This window comes from Acinetobacter sp. LUNF3 (genome assembly GCF_022699605.1).
GTDB classification, from domain to species: Bacteria; Pseudomonadota; Gammaproteobacteria; order Pseudomonadales; family Moraxellaceae; genus Acinetobacter; species Acinetobacter johnsonii.
In genome coordinates this window covers 2,818,712-2,838,406 of sequence record NZ_CP093968.1, presented here as the reverse complement: position 1 = coordinate 2,838,406, position 19,695 = coordinate 2,818,712, and the positions used below count along the sequence as shown (strand labels likewise).

Genomic DNA, 19,695 nt, shown 5'->3' with positions numbered 1-19,695 from the left:
GAGAAATATTTGTCAGAAAATTGATGAGCCAAGATTTGTAGCCATAAGCTACTAATGATTTTAACTGAAGAGTTTGATCATGGCTCAGATTGAACGCTGGCGGCAGGCTTAACACATGCAAGTCGAGCGGGGAAGGGTAGCTTGCTACCTAACCTAGCGGCGGACGGGTGAGTAATGCTTAGGAATCTGCCTATTAGTGGGGGACAACATTCCGAAAGGAATGCTAATACCGCATACGCCCTACGGGGGAAAGCAGGGGATCTTCGGACCTTGCGCTAATAGATGAGCCTAAGTCAGATTAGCTAGTTGGTGGGGTAAAGGCCTACCAAGGCGACGATCTGTAGCGGGTCTGAGAGGATGATCCGCCACACTGGGACTGAGACACGGCCCAGACTCCTACGGGAGGCAGCAGTGGGGAATATTGGACAATGGGCGAAAGCCTGATCCAGCCATGCCGCGTGTGTGAAGAAGGCCTTTTGGTTGTAAAGCACTTTAAGCGAGGAGGAGGCTACTTGGATTAATACTCTAGGATAGTGGACGTTACTCGCAGAATAAGCACCGGCTAACTCTGTGCCAGCAGCCGCGGTAATACAGAGGGTGCGAGCGTTAATCGGATTTACTGGGCGTAAAGCGTGCGTAGGCGGCTTCTTAAGTCGGATGTGAAATCCCTGAGCTTAACTTAGGAATTGCATTCGATACTGGGAAGCTAGAGTATGGGAGAGGATGGTAGAATTCCAGGTGTAGCGGTGAAATGCGTAGAGATCTGGAGGAATACCGATGGCGAAGGCAGCCATCTGGCCTAATACTGACGCTGAGGTACGAAAGCATGGGGAGCAAACAGGATTAGATACCCTGGTAGTCCATGCCGTAAACGATGTCTACTAGCCGTTGGGGCCTTTGAGGCTTTAGTGGCGCAGCTAACGCGATAAGTAGACCGCCTGGGGAGTACGGTCGCAAGACTAAAACTCAAATGAATTGACGGGGGCCCGCACAAGCGGTGGAGCATGTGGTTTAATTCGATGCAACGCGAAGAACCTTACCTGGTCTTGACATAGTAAGAACTTTCCAGAGATGGATTGGTGCCTTCGGGAACTTACATACAGGTGCTGCATGGCTGTCGTCAGCTCGTGTCGTGAGATGTTGGGTTAAGTCCCGCAACGAGCGCAACCCTTTTCCTTATTTGCCAGCGAGTAATGTCGGGAACTTTAAGGATACTGCCAGTGACAAACTGGAGGAAGGCGGGGACGACGTCAAGTCATCATGGCCCTTACGACCAGGGCTACACACGTGCTACAATGGTCGGTACAAAGGGTTGCTACCTAGCGATAGGATGCTAATCTCAAAAAGCCGATCGTAGTCCGGATTGGAGTCTGCAACTCGACTCCATGAAGTCGGAATCGCTAGTAATCGCGGATCAGAATGCCGCGGTGAATACGTTCCCGGGCCTTGTACACACCGCCCGTCACACCATGGGAATTTGTTGCACCAGAAGTAGGTAGTCTAACCGCAAGGAGGACGCTTACCACGGTGTGGCCGATGACTGGGGTGAAGTCGTAACAAGGTAGCCGTAGGGGAACCTGCGGCTGGATCACCTCCTTAACGAAAGATTGACGATTGGTAAGAATCCACAACAAGTTGTTCTTCATGACGATGTATCTGAGGGTCTGTAGCTCAGTTGGTTAGAGCACACGCTTGATAAGCGTGGGGTCACAAGTTCAAGTCTTGTCAGACCCACCAAATCTGACTAACAAGCATTGTTAAATGCTGAATACAGAAAAACAGAGACATTGACTTATTGATAAGCTGGGGACTTAGCTTAGTTGGTAGAGCGCCTGCTTTGCACGCAGGAGGTCAGGAGTTCGACTCTCCTAGTCTCCACCAAATTCGAGGAAAAACAAAGCAGCGCTTTGTCCGAGAATTTAAGCAAACAGCTATGCTGTGCGCAGGCACACATAGAACGAAGCTTAATCTAAGAAGTTGGATTACAGAAATTAGTAAGTAGATAACTTATTAACTTCTGTGATTTATCGCAGTTTCCTGACCTGACGAAGGCTGGAAAAATCATTAACAGAATATATTTGAGTTGAAATAATTTGTTCATACTCGTTTTTAAGATCGACATTAACAGTGATTTATTACTGATTGATGAAGATTAAAGAAATGAGTTACTAGCGAAATTAACTGAATCAAGCGTTTTGGTATGTGAATTGAATTGAAGCTGTACAGTGTTTAAGTACACAGAACAACAAACTGTAAGGAAGTGATGAGAAATCATCATAGACTGTCTTAATCCTACTTGTAGGGATTAACGACTGTTTGGGGTTGTATAGTCAAGTAATTAAGTGCATGTGGTGGATGCCTTGGCAGTCAGAGGCGATGAAAGACGTAATAGCCTGCGATAAGCTCCGGGGAGGCGGCAAATATCCTGTGATCCGGAGATTTCTGAATGGGGAAACCCACCTGTCATAAGGCAGGTATCGTATGATGAATACATAGTCATACGAGGCGAACGAGGGGAAGTGAAACATCTCAGTACCCTTAGGAAAAGAAATCAATTGAGATTCCCTCAGTAGCGGCGAGCGAACGGGGAAAAGCCCATTAAGTCATATAAGTTCTAGTGGAATGCTCTGGGAAGTGCAACCATAGTGGGTGATAGTCCTGTACACGAAAGGGCTTATATGATGATGTCGAGTAGGGCGGGGCACGTGAAACCTTGTCTGAATATGGGGGGACCATCCTCCAAGGCTAAATACTCCTGACTGACCGATAGTGAACCAGTACCGTGAGGGAAAGGCGAAAAGAACCCCTGTGAGGGGAGTGAAATAGATCCTGAAACCGCATGCATACAAGCAGTGGGAGCCGACTTGTTCGGTGACTGCGTACCTTTTGTATAATGGGTCAGCGACTTACATTCAGTAGCAAGGTTAACCGCATAGGGGAGCCGTAGAGAAATCGAGTCTTAATAGGGCGTTTAGTTGCTGGGTGTAGACCCGAAACCGGGTGATCTATCCATGAGCAGGTTGAAGGTTGGGTAACACTAACTGGAGGACCGAACCCACTGTCGTTGAAAAGCCAGGGGATGACTTGTGGATAGGGGTGAAAGGCTAATCAAACTCGGTGATAGCTGGTTCTCCCCGAAAGCTATTTAGGTAGCGCCTCGGACGAATACCATTGGGGGTAGAGCACTGTTTCGGCTAGGGGGTCATCCCGACTTACCAAACCGATGCAAACTCCGAATACCAATGAGTACTATCCGGGAGACAGACTGCGGGTGCTAACGTCCGTAGTCAAGAGGAAAACAATCCAGACCGCCAGCTAAGGCCCCAAAATTATAGTTAAGTGGGAAACGATGTGGGAAGGCATAGACAGCTAGGAGGTTGGCTTAGAAGCAGCCACCCTTTAAAGAAAGCGTAATAGCTCACTAGTCGAGTCGGCCTGCGCGGAAGATGTAACGGGGCTAAAACTATATGCCGAAGCTGCGGATTTGCAATTTATTGCAAGTGGTAGGGGAGCGTTCTGTAAGCCGATGAAGGTGTATTGAGAAGTATGCTGGAGGTATCAGAAGTGCGAATGCTGACGTGAGTAACGACAATGCGAGTGAAAAACTCGCACGCTGAAAGACCAAGGGTTCCAGTCCAACGTTAATCGGGGCTGGGTGAGTCGACCCCTAAGGCGAGGCCGAGAGGCGTAGTCGATGGGAAATTGGTTAATATTCCAATACTTCTATGTAATGCGATGAGAGGACGGAGAAGGTTAAGTCAGCCTGGCGTTGGTTGTCCAGGTGGAAGGTTGTAGGCATGTATCTTAGGCAAATCCGGGGTACTCTATGCTGAGAACTGATAGCAAGCTGTACTTGTACAGTGAAGTGGCTGATACCATGCTTCCAGGAAAAGTCTCTAAGCTTCAGTTACATAGGAATCGTACCCGAAACCGACACAGGTGGTCAGGTCGAGTAGACCAAAGCGCTTGAGAGAACTCTGCTGAAGGAACTAGGCAAAATGGTACCGTAACTTCGGGAGAAGGTACGCTGCCGACGGTGATGGGATTTACTCCTTGAGCTATTGGCAGCCACAGAAACCAGGCCCCTGCAACTGTTTATTAAAAACATAGCACTCTGCAAACACGAAAGTGGACGTATAGGGTGTGATGCCTGCCCGGTGCTGGAAGGTTAATTGATGGGGTTAGCGTAAGCGAAGCTCTTGATCGAAGCCCCAGTAAACGGCGGCCGTAACTATAACGGTCCTAAGGTAGCGAAATTCCTTGTCGGGTAAGTTCCGACCTGCACGAATGGCATAATGATGGGGGCGCTGTCTCCAGCAGAGACTCAGTGAAATCGAATTCGCCGTGAAGATGCGGTGTACCCGCGGCTAGACGGAAAGACCCCGTGAACCTTTACTGCAGCTTGACATTGAACTTTGATCTTACTTGTGTAGGATAGGTGGGAGGCTTTGAAACCGAGACGCTAGTTTCGGTGGAGCCAATCTTGAAATACCACCCTGGTAATATTGAGGTTCTAACTCTGTCCCGTTATCCGGGACGAGGACCATGTCTGGTGGGTAGTTTGACTGGGGCGGTCTCCTCCTAAAGAGTAACGGAGGAGTACGAAGGTGCGCTCAGCGTGGTCGGAAATCACGCGTAGAGTATAAAGGCAAAAGCGCGCTTAACTGCGAGACCCACAAGTCGAGCAGGTACGAAAGTAGGTCTTAGTGATCCGGTGGTTCTGTATGGAAGGGCCATCGCTCAACGGATAAAAGGTACTCTGGGGATAACAGGCTGATACCGCCCAAGAGTTCATATCGACGGCGGTGTTTGGCACCTCGATGTCGGCTCATCTCATCCTGGGGCTGAAGCAGGTCCCAAGGGTATGGCTGTTCGCCATTTAAAGAGGTACGCGAGCTGGGTTTAGAACGTCGTGAGACAGTTCGGTCCCTATCTACCGTGGGCGTTGGAAATTTGAGAGGATCTGCTCCTAGTACGAGAGGACCAGAGTGGACGAACCTCTGGTGTACCGGTTGTGACGCCAGTCGCATCGCCGGGTAGCTATGTTCGGAAGGGATAACCGCTGAAAGCATCTAAGCGGGAAGCCTACCTCAAGATAAGATTTCCCTAGGACTTTATGTCCTCTAAAGAGCCGTTGAAGACTACGACGTTGATAGGTTGGATGTGGAAGCATAGTGATATGTGAAGCTGACCAATACTAATTGCTCGTGAGGCTTGACTATACAACACCCAAACAGTTGGTGTTGTGGTTCAAATCACTGCAAACAACTTGATTTAGTTATAAAGCTAGATAAAATATCCAACTCAAATATACCTGTTAATAACTCATTTGATGAAAGTTAGGCACGAAGAGCACTGCTCTGAGGTTAGACCCAACGAATAGTCATAAACAGTTGTGCTGGCGACAATAGCAAGAGTGAACCACCTGATCCCTTCCCGAACTCAGAAGTGAAACCTCTTAGCGCTGATGGTAGTGTGGAGTTATCCATGTGAGAGTAAGTCATCGCCAGCTCATTAATTCTAAATCCCCCTCCGCTTAAAGCAGAGGGGGATTTTTTATGCTGAAAAGATTAAAAATAAAAAGAGTAGAGCGGAGAATGCGCCATTTAATAAGGGCCTAAGAGGTAATAAGATATAAAAGCCAGCATTTTCTGGCTTTTATATCTTACTTGATGAAGTCATTTAATTGCACACAGAAAACCTTATGAAAAGAACATGCATCATGAGTTTCGCAGTTTAGGTATCGTATCTAGCTGTCGACGTGCATGTTTTAATGCTGTTCTTAAACCTTCTTCAAGGGTTGGGTGATAAAACGGTTTTTCCAAAATTTCATCGACGGTCAGTTGTTCTGCAATCATCCATGCCAGTAAATGGGCCAAATGTTCAGTAGACTCTGTGAGTAATTCAGCACCTAGTAGCTTACGGCTACTTTTCTCCACATACACTTCGATAGCTCCATGGTTTTTACCTAAAACTAATGCGCGCCCTTGTTTGACATAAGAGACTTCGCCGATGACAAAATTGATAGGTGCACTTTGTAGTTGCTTAAAGTTTTGTCCAACCATTGCCATTTCTGGGCTACTAAAAACGATGCCTAAGGGTATTAGGGTCTTACATGATTCTATAGTAGGGAAATTTAATGCATTTTTGACCGAGACTTTACCTTCGTGTGCGGCTTCATGCTGTAGTGGAGTATCAGTATGTGCATCGCCAATGATAAAAATCGGATAGTCGGCGAGTTGTTTGGTCTCAGGATCAACAGGTAAATGTTTTAAGTCTGTGAATGAGGTGTAGATATTTTCGAGTTTAAGGGTGTTTAAAAAACTGCTGCGTCCTGTAGCGACCAATAAATAATCGACGTTGAGTGTTTTAGGCTGACCATTTTCAATAAAACTAATTTCAACTTGATTATTTATATACTTAACTTTAGTGGGTAAAACTTCGAACTTGATCTCAAGTTCAGCGCTAATTTCTGTTTGTGCCAACTGCTGTAATTTCGGACTGGTCAGAACACCGACTTTACGACTACGTGCAAAGACTGTGGTATTTACGCCAAGTCGTTGCATGGCTTGCGCAAGTTCAATCGCGATGACTCCGCTCCCAATCACCGCTAAAGATTTGGGTAAAGTATTGAGTTCAAAAATTTGATCGGAGGTGATGAGCCGATCACCGAGTTCATTCTTCCATGCTGGGTCAAAGATAGGTGTGGAGCCTACAGCTAAAATAAAGCTTTTGGCTTGGTAGTGTTGCCCATTAACTTCGACCGTTTTTTCATCGACAAAGCGAGCACGGCCCTGTATTTTATGAGACTCAGGCCAGCTCTCTACGGTTTTAAGGGTACTATGAGTAAAGCGATCACGGAGTTTTTGTACGTGTTGCATGACCTGACTGCGGTCTATTTTTGACTCTACTTGCAATCCGACACGATCCGCATGTTGAATATCATGCATGCGATTTGATGTAGAAATCAGCACTTTTGACGGCATACAGCCAACACGTGCACAAGTGGTGTCCCATGGCCCATCATTAATGATTAATAGATTTTGTGTGGACTTCACGGCTTGTTGGTAGGCTGCGATACCCGCAGTTCCAGCCCCAATAATAATCAGATCATACATAAGCAAACGTTTATCTAAGCGAGACATACTCTATAGTTAACATATTCACGGCTGTAGATGATTATATTTTGTAAAAAAAACGGCACTAGATGCCGTCTTCACTTTCATTTGACTTATAAGCTAGTGCCAATGCTTACCCCAACGGTAGGACGGACATTCATTGAGCTACATGCTGTCATTAAGGTACAGCAGACTAAAAGCAGCAACAGTTTATTCATGGAGTAATCCTCGTTGTTTTGCCTGATTGAACAGCAGACTAGAGCGAGCACCACTCTTACAGACCATTAAAATAGGCTTGGGCAATTCATTATAATATTTAGCAAATTCGACCACGTCTGTTTCAGAAATTTTACTGCTGGTAACCGGTTGGTAAATTACGCTGACTTTGGACTGTTCCGCAATATTACGCAGTTGATCAACGCGAACGGTGTTGCCTTGTTCTTGATCTGGTCGGTTGACAATGACCGACTTAAAACCTTGTTTTATCAACTGTTGAAACTTGTCTTGGGTCATTTCCCCTGAAACGCTGAGCTGCGGGCTGAGTGCTTGACTCAGGTTGTTCGTTGTCGCCCATAATGCACTGCTCGTTAAAATTAGAGCAGTGCAGATAACACTTTTAAACAACCGTTTAGTCATCTAACAGGTCCATTTGCTTCGCTAGTTGGTATAAGTTGTTTGAGCGATTGCCTGTACGGCAGAACATTAAAACAGGTTTTGGTAGCTCATTGAAATGATTAGCAAAAGTGCGTACATCCATTTCTGTGATTTGCCCTGCAACCACAGGTTGATAGACATAATCGAGGCCTGCAACACGTGCTGCTTCTTCAATTTGAGCGCTGGTTGGTTGTTCTGGGCCACCTTCCATATCTGGACGGTTATTGATCACAGATTTAAACCCTTTTTCAACCACTTGAACCAAATGTTCTGGGCCAATTTGACCTGCAAAGCCTACATTTTCGCTCATGCTGTCACTCCAAAATTAAACTAATCGAGATATGCTTTATGATAGCATTAAGCTGAAAGTTCAGCCTATGCTGTTGAAATATTTATAAGCGATTACAACCATAAAATAACGCAATGGAGCAGGTATGCACGCCTATACCGTTGAACCGCTATATGTCAAAAGTGGCCAAGAGGTCATTGCTGCGGATTTCTATCGTCCGAAAACCGAAGAAAAGCCAGCAGTGATTTTGATGGCCCATGGTTTGGCTGGGCTTCGCCAATTCAAACTGATCCAATTTGCACAACGTTTTGCACAAGCGGGTTATGCAGTCGTGTTATTTGACTACCGTTATTGGGGCGGTAGTACCGGACGTCCACGAGAACTGGTCTCGATTAAGAAGCAGCTTGAAGATTGGCGGACCATGATTAACCACCTCAAAGAACGTAAGTCGATCGATAGTCGACGGATCGTGTTGTGGGGGACGGCGCTCAGTGGTGGTTATGTGCTCGATATAGCGGCAGAGTTCAAAAATGTACAGGCCGTGATGGCGCAAGTGCCTTTTGTGGATGGGGCAGCCAGTGCTAAGTTATATCCTTTGCAACAGTTCCCCAAAGCCTTAAAACTATCCAGCCAAGATTATATGGGTGGAAAAGTGGGGATGTCCCCGACCACTTTACCTGTGGTTGATCCACGAGAGTTATGTTTTTTACCGACGCAAGATGCCTATTTGGGGTATCGTTCGATTATTAATCCTGATTATTATTGGAGTGGTGAGATACCTGCCCGATTATTTTTTAATTTAATTCGTTATCGTCCCATTCAAAATGTCAGACAAATTAATATTCCTGTACTTTTCATTGCCGCCAAGCATGATAGTTTAATTCCGATTGAATCCAGTCGTGAAGCCGCGACCAATATTGCCCCTTTTGTTCAATATCATGAGTGGGAAATGCAGCATTTTGATATTTATCATGCCAGTTGGTTTGAAAAAGCCATTTCGACCCAATTAGAATTCTTACATCAACATATTGGAGTCAACTAAATGATTATCGTCTGTCCTACTTGTTTGGCCAAAAATCGTGTGCCTGAAGAGAAATTGAGTGCTAATCCGAGCTGTGGTCAATGCCACGCAGCGCTTTTACCTGCGGTACCGATTGAATTGAATGAGCAAAATTTTAGCCAGTTCATTAGCCATAGCGATTTGCCTGTATTTATTGATTTATGGGCAGAGTGGTGTGGTCCATGTAAAATGATGGCTCCGCACTTTGCTGAAGTGGCTAAGCAAAATCCGCAGGTTATTTTTGCCAAAATTAATACCGAAGAATCTCCGCGCTTGAGCAGTGCGTTTAACGTACGCAGCATTCCGACCTTAGTTTTAATGAATAAAACCACCGAAATTGCTAGAATAAGCGGTGCGCTTCGTGCGCCACAATTGCAACAATGGTTAGATCAACAGTTGCAAGCCGCCCAGTCATAACGAAAATTGGAGTCAACGTGTCAGAGATTCATGTGAAACCAGAAGGGATGTTGTCTCTTCAGACAATTGCAATGCCAGCCGATACCAACTGGAGTGGAGATGTTTTTGGTGGTTGGATTGTGTCACAAATGGATTTGGCGGGTGCAATTCACGCAGAGCGTTTTAGTAAGGGACGCTGTGCAACGATTTCAATTAATCAGATGACGTTCTTAGTCCCAGTGAAAGTTGGTGATGTCATCAGTTGTTATACCAAACTGTTAAAAGTGGGCAATACGTCTATTCAGATGGAAATTGAAGTGTGGGATAGTCATGACAGTTCACGTCCACCTGTACGTGTGACTGAAGGTGTATTTACCTTTGTTGCGGTTGATGTCAAAGGCAATAAACGTCAGATTCCAGCGGATGTTAAAGAAAAGTTTTTGGCGAGCCAATCCAACTAAAGCTTGAGTTGGTCTGCAAAAAAAAGCCAGTGTAATCACTGGTTTTTTTTTGCTATTCCATGCAGTCCGATGGATTAAAACATAGTATTGCGGTTGGCGGACTCCGCGGGAATGCTTTGTATCACATCCCAATGTTCTACAATTTTGCCTTGTTCGACGCGGAAAATATCGACAACGGCCTCACCACGATCTTGTGCATTTTGAGTGGAATGTACATGGAGCACCACCAAATCACCTTCGGCTACGACACGCTTGATGGTGTTTTTTGCATCTGGATGTTCTTTAAAGTACTGGGTGAAGTAGTTTACAAAAGGTGCTTTGCCGTCTGCCACATAGGGATTATGTTGAATGTATTGTGTACCAATATAGCGGTCAGAATAGGTTTGAACCTGATGTTTGCTAAAAACCCCTTCATAGAAGTCCACTACAATTTTTTTATTTTGTTCGGTCAGGGCAGGGGTCGAATAGTCATTCGGCGTTGTTGAAACCAATGTATTGGCGGGATTGTGCTGTTGGCAGGCCACCAGCCCTAAAGAAAATAAGGCAGTCGCTAAAATTAGTCTTTTTTTCATTAAGTCAGCTCAAATATTCATGTTATGTAGCATGATTTTGAGCTGAGTCGAAGTAAAGATATAGTAAATTTTAGTCGCAGCTTTAGCGTAATGTTGTAAATTTTATACTTACTAAACAGTAAGTTATATTTACATTTTTACTTTTTTAATGATGCTTTGTCGAGCCACGCCCATAACATTTCACATTGAACGGGTGCTTCACCCGATTCATCCATTACTGTCACAGAAACTAAAGTTTCACCTTTAGCGGTGGTTTGCATCAGCTGCTGTTGTTCTGGTGTTAAGGTGGCTGTCGCTGTCATGGCACCTTTACTCGGACGTTTAAAGTCAACGTGCATGCTTTTAATCAGAACGATGCAATGATCAGGTACATTCATCCCTGTTACAAAACCCGTTGCCGTTTCAGCAATTAAGGCCATGGCACAGGCATGCAGTTGACCAATATGGTTTTGCATGGCACGGTGATTTTCGATTTTGACTACGACTTCGCTGTGACTGACTTGCAAATAACGAATATTGGCACTGCCGACCATGGGAACTATGCGACCAAAAGCTTGACTCCATAATCGCGTACGTAATGCTTTCGGCAAGCGTGACGTGGTTTTTACAAGTTTTGATAAGCGATTGGCCTTTGGCATAGTTACCTCAAATGATCAAACAAGAGTATTAGTCTTTAAAGTTATTGAACTGTAAAGGCAGACCAAATTGTTGTTCTTTTAAAAAGGTCATTACTTGCTGTAATGTATCGCGCTTTTTATCAGTCACACGAATTTTGTCGCCTTGAATTGAAGATTGCACTTTAATACCGCTTTCTTTAATGGCCTTGTTAATTTTTTTTGCGGTATCTGAGTCAAGTCCGTCTTTTAATTTCACCACTTGAAGTACATTTTTACCTGAAGCAGTCATTTTTTGTGGATCAAGCGCTTGAATATCGACTTTACGCTTAAAGAAATGGTTCTCTAACATGGTATAAACTTGTTCACACTGGAAATCACTTTCAGTTGAGATTTTGATTTCTTTGTTTTTTTCATTGAGTTCAATTGAAACGTCCTGACCACGGAAGTCGAAACGAGTTGCGATTTCCTTTTGGGTGTTCTGAACGGCATGATTTACTTCAAAAATTTCTAATTCTGAAACAATATCAAAAGATGGCATGGATTAAACCTTTACAAATGGAAAGAATATCTGAGATGCTAGGGATGTTTTCTTCATTTGCCAAGTGTTGTTTACATCAAAGGAGTGCGCAATGATCCGTAAACAAGAAATTACAACATTTGAGTTCCCAGAGGATGCGATCATCTGGGATGTACGCGATTCAAGTGCTTATGCTGAAGCACACGTGAAAGGGACGATTAATCAGCCAATCACAGAACTTTCAGCACAGAGCCTTACTCAAGTGTCGACGGATCAACCGATTTACATTTTATGTGGTGGCGGTAGTAAAGCGCCACGTGCTGCAGAGTTACTCGAAGGTTTTGACAGTGAGCGTGAGTATGTGATTTTAATGGGTGGTACCCGTGCTGCTCGTGCTGCTGGTTTAGTCTTAGAACAAAGTAATTAAGCAGAAGCAAAAAAAGCGCCGTAAGGCGCTTTTTTAATGTCTTAGAAATTTACATTTCTCTATTTATAGCGCCATATGCTGTACTTGAGTCATAAGCAGAACTAAGACTGCGCTTTAAAATAAGGCTTTTTGGCTTTGAGCTTTTTATGGAATCGGGTCGGACTGAGCTTTTGTAGCAGGGACTCAGGAACGGGACAGGCCTCTTTCAGTATCTGCGCCGCTAAAATTTCACTACATAAAGGGGCAAACAAAAAGCCTTTAGAACCCAAGCCAGCAAAGCTATAAATTTCAGTCTGTTCAGACATTTTTCCAAGGACTGGAAAATAGTCCAAACTTTGTGCGCGAACGGATGCACGGCCTTGCCAAGTCCTCACATCAGGAAGTAATTGTGCATAATGTGGAAAGACACTGTGGATAAGCTCGTAGTTATGCACATGGTCTTCAAGCAAAACATCGCTATCGTCTCGATTGGGATAGAAGGATGCACCTAAAATTAACTGTTGAGCATCAAGCTGCATACAGTAGCCGCCATAGCTATAGGCTTGATCGAGGGCCAAAGGTTGTGCAGTATTCTCCACCCAACTGACTTGTCCGCGAATGGGCTTCAGCACAGGATATTGCTCAAAGAAAGCAGCTGTGTGGCGTGCACAACAGACAATCACGTGATCAAATTGACCGAGAGATTGGGCTTGTTCATTGAAAAGTTCATTGTGCTCTGGATGGATTTGAGTAATGTTGGCTTGTACGAATTGAATGAGCGGATGCGCTAAGATTTGATCTTTGAGTTGATGTGGTGAGACAGCGCCGGCTTCAGTTAGATTCAGACTTGGATATTCAGTAATTAACGTACAATCAGCAGCGGTTTCGGCTGTCAGAAGACCTGCAGGATATTGTTGTTCGAGATCGAGTAAGTCTTCGGCTTTTTTCAGCGCCAGTTGATGTACTTGAATGGGGCGAAAAGCCTGAAACTTGGGATAGTGCTGTAAAGCATGTTGCCAAGCCAAAGTCATTAAATGTTCATGACTTTGTTCAATCGGACAAAGTTTGGGGTTGAGTAAGGCGAGCGGATTGCCTGAACCTCCTGCAAGTGGCTCAGATTGGTCGTAGAGCGTGACTTGGTGTCCGCGCTCAGCAAAGGCCCATGCGCTAGTTAAACCTGCAATCCCTGCGCCAATGATAGCAATTTGGCGTTGCTTAAAAGCGTGTAGTACTTGATCAGGTTGATTTTGATTCAATACTGATTTGGTATCTACAGCGTCTGATGTATTTTCAGGCTCAGCAGGTAACCAGATGGCTTTGAGCATTTCGCGTTTATGCTTATAGCCGCGCGGACGTGAAATAGAAATACCATGCTGTGTTAAACCACGTTTGAGTACGCCTGCGACACTAAATGAAGAAAATGTCGTTCCAATACCAGATAGGCGAACGATGTGATTCAGTACTTGCTCTTCCCATATGTCTGGGTTACAGGCAGGCGCGAAACCATCGAGGAACCATGCTTTAACGCTACTGGTTTTTGCCATACTGGGGAAAACATCGTGGGCATCGCCTAACCAAAGGTCAAGGCTAAAACGTTCCTCAGGGAAGCTCAGGCGATGACAACCCGCAATTGGGTGCGGGTACTGTGCGATCAGTTGATTGGCGATCGGTTTGAGGTCAGGCCAGACATTGAGTGCACGTATCAGATCCGTTTTAGACAGCGGAAATTTTTCAACTGAAATGGCATGAAGGTGGCTGTGGTTATTTGGGCGAACCTGTTGCCAAAGTTGCCAAAGCGCCAAGATGTTGAGCCCTGTGCCAAAGCCTGTTTCACCAACACTAAAATATTCAAAGGGCTGAAGATTGGACAGACGCTCAGGTAAATCATTGCCATTTAAAAACACATGGCGAGTTTCGAGTAGACCATTGTCCTTGGAAAAATAGACATCGCCAAATTGTTTTGAGACTGGCACATCTATGCCATCAATCTGTTGCCATTCTAAATCGGCAGTTTGAATTGCACGCGACACAACCACAGCACCCTATTGTTTTCAATAGGGCTTAGCTTACCACTGACGACGACGTTTGGTATAAACGTAACTGGCAATTAAGAAACCCAGTAATACGCCAACAGCGATGGTCGCCGCGCCGTAGAGGAACATTTGCGCACTGCGTTCGCTTTGTAAGACTTGCACTTGTACACCGAGGCTGTCATTTTTGAGTTGTAGCTCTTGGTTTTGCGCCAAAGCATCAAGATTAGCTTTTTCCAATTGTGCAAGACGTGAAGCTTGGTCTTTGACCAGTGCTTTGACTTTGGCATCTTGCAATGCTTTGTTCTTAGCCAGTTGTTCAGCGGTGAGTGGTTTGGCTTCTTGCGGTTGACCTGTTGGGCTAACTGTGGCCACCGCAGGAATGATTTTCGGTTGAGTTGTACTACCTTGCACTTGAACAGGTGCGGCAGTCGTTGCTGGTACAGAAGAGGCTACACTCGGGGCAGGAGCAGTTTCAACGGCCCACGCCATAGAAGAAAGAAGAGATAAGCCCAATAAGCTTGTGGCAACAACGCGCATGACCTTATCCTTGAGGGAATGCTTTATTAAATGGTTTAACATCAATCTGACGATAAACCCCTGCTTTTAAGAATGGCTCTTCCTGTAACCAGACATCGAGTGCTTCACGTGAGTCAAAGTCAACAATGATTGTACTGCCGTAAAAGCCTGCTTGCGGATTGCTTGGATCTTTCGGCATCGCTCCTGCAACAATTAAACGACCTTCATCATTGAGCTTTTGTAAACGAGCAAGATGTTCTGGACGTGTAGCAAGACGTTTTTCGACTGTACCTTCTTGATCGGTACATGTGACGACGAATAGCGGCATAAGAGTTCTCGATGTAGGTTCTGGCTAAATTACTCTTCAGAAGATTTAAAGTATTTACGCAATACAATAAACTGAATAATGATAAAGGAAAACATCACGATCATGTCACCAAAAGCCGTGAATTCTCCCCAATATTTTCCGTCCATAAATAAAAATGCGAAAAATACATGTAAAAAAGACATGAGGGCAAACATAGCAGCCCATGCAAAGTTTAAATTTATCCAACCCGAGTCGGTTAAATTGAAGATTGGGCCGAACAAGCGTTTGATCAGCGGTTTACGTTCTTTGCCAAAATAAGGAGAAAGTAAGAAAGCGCCTGAGAAAATAATATTCAGTAAGGCTGCTTTGAGTTTGATGTAAAAGTCATCCGACAGCATTAAGGTGACACCGCCGAAAATAACCGTCATAAACAACACAATCCACTGTTGTTTGTCTAAACGGAACTTTTGCATGAAGAACAGTGCACCGTAAACCACTAGCATCGAAATAATCAAACCTGTGGTCGCGACAAGAATATTATTGTTATCGACACCCCCAGCAGAACCAATCAACTGGAGCAATGGGTGATCAGTATTTTTAGGATCTACAGTTTTATATAAATAAAAGAAAATTATCAGCGGCACAAAGTCTAAAAGTGCTTTCATGTTAGAGTATCTAAATCTGTTCAAATAAATAGCTAGTATAAGTGATGGAAGGCGTAGATTTACATACTCACAGCAATATTTCTGATGGTACTTTCACACCGAAGCAATTGGTTGATGCTGCTGCGGAAAAAGGCATCCACACCTTGGCTTTGACAGACCATGACACCATGGATGGTCTTGCGTTGGCAGAGTTGGCTGCAAAGTCGCATGCGATGCGTATTATTTCGGGTGTCGAAATTTCGAGTCAGTGGTCGAGACCCTCAACCCAGAAAAACTATGGTGTACATGTGGTTGCATTGAATATGCAAGACTTAGAACCACTGCAAAAATGCCTTGAACAGCAAAAACAAATCCGTGCGCGACGTGCTAAGCAAATCTGTGATTTGTTGATTCCACTGATTGGTGAAGATATTTATCTCGATGTTTTGGCGAAAGTTGAACAGACGCCTGACCGTGTGACTCGAACCCATATTGCCAAGACCTTGGTTGAAAAAAAGTATGTGAGTCGTGCGCAACAAGCGTTTGATAAATATATTAAGGAAGGTAAGAAAGCCTACGTGAAATTTGATGGGCTGGGTTTAGAAGAAACCATTCAAGTGATTCATGCCAGTGGTGGTTTTGCCGTATTGGCGCATCCGACACGATATGACTTATCTGCTACGAACATTCGTTATTTGATTGAAATATTTGCGCAGTTTGGTGGAGATGCAGTTGAATTACCACCCAGTGTTGAACCGACATCTACCCGTCAAATGGTGGATCGGATGATTGCCGAGCATGGTTTAAAAGTATCGGTCGGGAGTGATTTTCATGGCGACAATATGCCGTGGATTAAGTTGGGCAATATTCCCAGAGTTAAAGACGGGCAAGTGGGGATTTGGGAAAGTTTTGTCTAAAGATTTTTGACCATTCCTACCTTCTCCAAGAGCTATATAGCCTAAGAGAAGGTCAGCGTGCGCTTGATTAGAGTAAGTTATTGTCTTGTGCTTGAATGGGTGGAGGGGTCGGTTTACCTAAAGTCCCAAGCAGTTCAATTTCGATGGTGCGTACCATCGAGTCCAGCGGCAAGTCATTACTTTGCGTTCCGAAAGGTTCTTCAATTTCCGAGCTCAAAGCATCGAGTCCTAAGAAGGTATAGGCCAACACACCAACCAATAGCGGGGTGAAAATACCCAAGGTTGAGCCTAAGCTAAACGGTAAAATGAGACAGAAAAAATACACCGTACGATTGAGTAATACCGAGTACGCAAAAGGTAGCGGCGTTGTCGCAATACGGTCACAACCAGTTTGCACCACACTCAGGTCAGCAACGTGCTGGTTCAACTGCGCATAGACAATGTCACTAATTTCACCTTCTTTTAATGCCTGCATCAACTCCCACTGAATTAAGCTGAGCGTGTACTGCGGGGCATTGGCTTGTTGATATAGCTGAGTCAGTGCATTTTGACTTAAGCCACTGGTTTCCACCAGTTCTGTTGGATTGGCTGTTTGATGGCGTAAACGGTCACGCAAGACATTGGCAAAGACAATCACATGTTGAATCACACGTTCACGACGACCTTGAGTCAAGATACGACAGTCGCGGTCAAAGTGACGTGAGTTAGCAATTAAAATGCCCCATAACTTTCGCGCTTCCCACCAACGGTCATAGCAGGCACTATTTTTAAAGCCGAGGAAAATAGAAAGTACCACCCCAATGAGGGTGAAGCCGACCAAAGGCAGTTCAGGGAAGTGGAAATAGCCGACATAGGACAAAATGCCAATAATGGCAGAGACCAACATGACCACGCCCAAAGGGGGTAAAACTTTGGGAAGAATGGTGCCACGCCATGAAAAAAGCACCTTAAAAATACTGGGCTGATCACGCACAATCATGTGATTAGAATTCTTTTACAATTTTGCTTGATCTTCATATTTGTCACCGTATTTGTCAATCATTTGTCTGCATATTTAAGCGGGTTGGATCAGACCGTGTTCAGCAAAAGAAAAAGCACCTTCGGGCGATAAAATGAAATGATCAATCAGTTGAATGTCCACGAGCTGAGTGGCTTGAAGAATGCGCTCGGTCAGTTCGATGTCCGCCCTGGAGGGTTGAGCTTTTCCAAGCGGATGATTATGGGCAATCACGATAAAGGTAGCATGTTGAGCAATACAATAACGGAGCAATTGGTTGATCGAAATTTCACAAGAATTGACTGCGCCAAAAAACAATTTTTTAAAGTTTATTTTTCTTAAATGTGCATCCAAGCAGAGTACCGCAAAGACTTCTTGGTTTTCGCCAGAAAATTCATACTGTAAAAACTTGAGCAATTGAGCTGAATGATTGAGTTCCAACTTTTGTTGCTTGAGCTGCTGGCTACTGTAGCGTCGTCCCAATTCTTTGACGGCCATTAATTGTGAATACTTGGTCGGGCCAATGCCGTGAAATTGGCTGAGCTCGGGCAGTTCAGCATCGAAAACCGCATTCAGACTACCAAAATGTTGCAACAAAAGACGTGCCAATTCGACCGCAGAATGTTGCGTTGAACCCGAACGGATGAAAATGGCTAACAGTTCTGCATCGGAGAGGCTGGCTGGCCCTTGTTGTAATAAGCGTTCACGTGGTCGTTCTTGTTCAGGCCATTTTTTTATGGATAAGTGCATTATTTTATACTTTTTTATTCTTAATCTGAGAAACAGGGCCCAATCGATGATTGGGTACGAGACTATTTAATGCTATTGTGAGCGCCACTGCAACAGAAAGGTAGCCTGTTCGTGAGCTTTGATCTCAGTGTAATTCCAAATAAAAATATCCTTTTAGCTGTTACGGGCGGTATTGCTGCCTATAAAAGTGCCATTTTGGTTCGCCGTTTAAAAGATGCGGGTTTTCAAGTCCGTGTGGTGATGACCGAAGGTGCACAGGCTTTTATTACGCCGCTAACTTTTCAAGCTTTGTCGGGTAACCCCGTCCATACAGAACTTCTCAACCCTGAAGCTGAAGCGGGCATGGGGCATATTGAGCTGGCACGTTGGGCAGACTTACTCTTGGTTGCGCCTGCCAGTTGCAACACCATTGCAAAGTTTGCTGCGGGTTTAGCCGATGACCTGCTTTCTACTTTATATTTAGCCACCAAAGCCCCTGTATGGGTCGCACCAGCCATGAACCAACAAATGTGGGCAGCAAAAGCGACACAGCGTAATTTAGCGACTTTGGTGGAAGATGGCGTGCATGTGATCATGCCAGATGCGGGTGCACAAGCTTGTGGTGATGTCGGGTTAGGCCGTATGCCTGAGCCTGAGGATTTGGCGCATCAGGTAACAGAATACTTCCATAAGGCACAACGTGCCATGGCGGAAAAGTTTGGGATGTTGGCGGGTAAAAAGGTCACCATTACCGCAGGCCCAACACGTGAAGCGATTGATCCTGTACGTTATATTTCCAATCATAGTACGGGAAAAATGGGCTTTGCCCTTGCTGCTGCATGTTATGCGGCTGGAGCCCAAGTGACTTTAATTGCAGGCCCTGTCAGTTTAGACACACCGAACGGTGTACGTCGTATCAATGTTTCATCTGCCATGAAAATGCTGGATACCAGCATGCAAATGTTGGATGAAGGCTGTGATGTGTTTATCGCGACCGCTGCTGTTGCAGACTATCGCGTCGCAGAAGTTGCAGAGCATAAGATTAAGAAAGCAGGGGACGAGCTCAATGTTTCTTTAATCAAAAACCCTGATATTGTGGCGACCATTGCACAGCAAGATAAACGCCCATTCATGGTGGGTTTTGCAGCAGAAACACGCAATGTTGAGGAATATGCCGCAGGTAAATTGGTGGCGAAAAAGCTCGATATGATTGCCTGTAATGATGTGTCACGTCCTGATATTGGTTTTGCTTCTGATGAAAATGCGATGACGGTCTTTTTTGCAGAAAGCTATAAAATGGAAAAGCGCGATTTGGAAAAAGCATCAAAACAAGAAATTGCTTTACAGTTGGTTGAAGCGATTCACGATGCTTTACATCGAGACCCTGAAAGTGATGATGATTTTTAATTTACATTGGTCTTAATTTTTGCGATATTCAATGCAGCCTTAGGCTGCATTTTTT

18 protein-coding genes, 2 tRNA genes and 3 rRNA genes are annotated in these 19,695 nt (G+C 44.7%); 11 read left to right on the top strand and 12 right to left on the bottom strand.

All coding sequences use genetic code 11. From position 1 onward, the window contains the following. The first annotated feature begins 61 nt into the window (after nt 1-61). The 5 genes from MN200_RS13800 (at nt 62) to rrf (ending at nt 5,512) form a co-directional block, all read left to right on the top strand. Nucleotides 62-1,599 (top strand): 16S ribosomal RNA (locus MN200_RS13800). A 61-nt stretch (nt 1,600-1,660) separates the two neighbouring features. Further along, nucleotides 1,661-1,737 (top strand) — tRNA-Ile (locus MN200_RS13795). A gap of 68 nt (nt 1,738-1,805) precedes the next feature. Beyond that, a tRNA-Ala gene (locus MN200_RS13790) sits at nt 1,806-1,881 on the top strand. Nucleotides 1,882-2,328: 447 nt separating this feature from the next. Next, nucleotides 2,329-5,222 (top strand): 23S ribosomal RNA (locus MN200_RS13785). A 175-nt stretch (nt 5,223-5,397) separates the two neighbouring features. Further along, nucleotides 5,398-5,512, top strand: a 5S ribosomal RNA gene (rrf, locus tag MN200_RS13780). The 16S, 23S and 5S rRNA genes sit together here with 2 tRNA genes alongside, the layout of an rRNA operon. A 208-nt stretch (nt 5,513-5,720) precedes the next feature. Here the strand turns inward: rrf and MN200_RS13775 are convergent. From MN200_RS13775 to MN200_RS13765, 3 genes are all read right to left on the bottom strand, one after another. Then, complete coding sequence (locus tag MN200_RS13775; RefSeq protein ID WP_242760545.1) at nt 5,721-7,118, bottom strand: dihydrolipoyl dehydrogenase; 1,398 nt, start codon at nt 7,116-7,118, stop codon at nt 5,721-5,723. Nucleotides 7,119-7,328: 210 nt separating this feature from the next. Beyond that, complete coding sequence (locus MN200_RS13770) at nt 7,329-7,754, bottom strand: sulfur transferase domain-containing protein (RefSeq protein ID WP_078390228.1); 426 nt, start codon at nt 7,752-7,754, stop codon at nt 7,329-7,331. After that, entirely contained in the window at nt 7,747-8,082 is a 336-nt protein-coding gene (locus tag MN200_RS13765; RefSeq protein ID WP_005401736.1) for a TIGR01244 family sulfur transferase, read from the bottom strand. Before MN200_RS13765 ends, MN200_RS13770 begins: the two co-directional genes overlap by 8 nt. Before the next feature lie 124 nt (nt 8,083-8,206). On the opposite strand from MN200_RS13765, the gene MN200_RS13760 reads away from it, so the two are divergent. The 3 genes from MN200_RS13760 to MN200_RS13750 are packed head-to-tail and all read left to right on the top strand — an operon-like array spanning nt 8,207 to nt 9,978. Next, nucleotides 8,207-9,103 (top strand): alpha/beta fold hydrolase, encoded by an 897-nt coding sequence (locus tag MN200_RS13760; protein WP_004983429.1) that lies wholly within the window; start codon nt 8,207-8,209, stop codon nt 9,101-9,103. After that, complete coding sequence (trxC, locus tag MN200_RS13755) at nt 9,104-9,538, top strand: thioredoxin TrxC (RefSeq protein ID WP_078425651.1); 435 nt, start codon at nt 9,104-9,106, stop codon at nt 9,536-9,538. It begins immediately after the preceding gene. Nucleotides 9,539-9,555: 17 nt separating this feature from the next. Beyond that, nucleotides 9,556-9,978 (top strand): acyl-CoA thioesterase, encoded by a 423-nt coding sequence (locus tag MN200_RS13750; RefSeq protein ID WP_004697616.1) that lies wholly within the window; start codon nt 9,556-9,558, stop codon nt 9,976-9,978. A gap of 74 nt (nt 9,979-10,052) precedes the next feature. Here MN200_RS13750 and MN200_RS13745 read toward each other — a convergent pair whose 3' ends face one another. The 3 genes from MN200_RS13745 to MN200_RS13735 all read right to left on the bottom strand — a co-directional run bounded on the left by MN200_RS13745 (nt 10,053) and on the right by MN200_RS13735 (nt 11,705). After that, nucleotides 10,053-10,550 (bottom strand): ester cyclase, encoded by a 498-nt coding sequence (locus tag MN200_RS13745; protein WP_078425652.1) that lies wholly within the window; start codon nt 10,548-10,550, stop codon nt 10,053-10,055. 137 nt (nt 10,551-10,687) lie between these two features. Then, nucleotides 10,688-11,188, bottom strand: a complete 501-nt coding sequence (locus tag MN200_RS13740) for a DUF4442 domain-containing protein (RefSeq protein WP_010327555.1) — start codon at nt 11,186-11,188, stop codon at nt 10,688-10,690. Nucleotides 11,189-11,216: 28 nt separating this feature from the next. Continuing rightward, a complete protein-coding gene (locus MN200_RS13735) occupies nt 11,217-11,705 on the bottom strand; it encodes a YajQ family cyclic di-GMP-binding protein (RefSeq protein ID WP_004697619.1) in 489 nt (162 codons plus the stop codon). 91 nt (nt 11,706-11,796) lie between these two features. Here MN200_RS13735 and MN200_RS13730 point away from each other — a divergent pair, with 91 nt between their 5' ends. After that, nucleotides 11,797-12,111, top strand: coding sequence for a rhodanese-like domain-containing protein (locus MN200_RS13730; protein ID WP_242759660.1), 315 nt, complete (start codon nt 11,797-11,799; stop codon nt 12,109-12,111). A 101-nt stretch (nt 12,112-12,212) separates the two neighbouring features. On the opposite strand, the gene mnmC is transcribed toward MN200_RS13730, so the two are convergent. Genes mnmC through MN200_RS13710 form a run of 4 tightly spaced genes read right to left on the bottom strand, consistent with a single transcriptional unit; the run spans nt 12,213 to nt 15,611 of the window. Continuing rightward, the gene (mnmC, locus tag MN200_RS13725) at nt 12,213-14,120 is read right to left on the bottom strand and encodes an FAD-dependent 5-carboxymethylaminomethyl-2-thiouridine(34) oxidoreductase MnmC (RefSeq protein ID WP_242759658.1); all 1,908 of its coding nucleotides are present in this window, start codon (nt 14,118-14,120) and stop codon (nt 12,213-12,215) included. Between the two features lie 36 nt (nt 14,121-14,156). Then, nucleotides 14,157-14,660 (bottom strand): hypothetical protein, encoded by a 504-nt coding sequence (locus MN200_RS13720; RefSeq protein ID WP_242759657.1) that lies wholly within the window; start codon nt 14,658-14,660, stop codon nt 14,157-14,159. A 4-nt stretch (nt 14,661-14,664) separates the two neighbouring features. Continuing rightward, entirely contained in the window at nt 14,665-14,967 is a 303-nt protein-coding gene (locus MN200_RS13715) for a YciI family protein (RefSeq protein ID WP_004697623.1), read from the bottom strand. 29 nt (nt 14,968-14,996) lie between these two features. Continuing rightward, nucleotides 14,997-15,611, bottom strand: a complete 615-nt coding sequence (locus MN200_RS13710; RefSeq protein WP_004697624.1) for a septation protein IspZ — start codon at nt 15,609-15,611, stop codon at nt 14,997-14,999. A 44-nt stretch (nt 15,612-15,655) separates the two neighbouring features. On the opposite strand from MN200_RS13710, the gene MN200_RS13705 reads away from it, so the two are divergent. Then, nucleotides 15,656-16,507, top strand: a complete 852-nt coding sequence (locus MN200_RS13705) for a PHP domain-containing protein (RefSeq protein ID WP_242759656.1) — start codon at nt 15,656-15,658, stop codon at nt 16,505-16,507. Nucleotides 16,508-16,574: 67 nt separating this feature from the next. On the opposite strand, the gene MN200_RS13700 is transcribed toward MN200_RS13705, so the two are convergent. Together MN200_RS13700 and radC are read right to left on the bottom strand one after the other, a co-directional pair. After that, nucleotides 16,575-17,486, bottom strand: a complete 912-nt coding sequence (locus tag MN200_RS13700) for a bestrophin family protein (RefSeq protein WP_004983451.1) — start codon at nt 17,484-17,486, stop codon at nt 16,575-16,577. A gap of 75 nt (nt 17,487-17,561) precedes the next feature. After that, nucleotides 17,562-18,254 carry a DNA repair protein RadC gene (radC, locus tag MN200_RS13695; protein ID WP_242759655.1) on the bottom strand — a complete coding sequence of 231 codons (693 nt, stop codon included), beginning with the start codon at nt 18,252-18,254 and terminating at the stop codon, nt 17,562-17,564. A gap of 111 nt (nt 18,255-18,365) precedes the next feature. On the opposite strand from radC, the gene coaBC reads away from it, so the two are divergent. Continuing rightward, on the top strand, nt 18,366-19,640 hold the full coding sequence (gene coaBC / locus MN200_RS13690) for a bifunctional phosphopantothenoylcysteine decarboxylase/phosphopantothenate--cysteine ligase CoaBC (protein WP_242759654.1): 1,275 nt from the start codon (nt 18,366-18,368) through the stop codon (nt 19,638-19,640). Nucleotides 19,641-19,695: the final 55 nt, after the last annotated feature.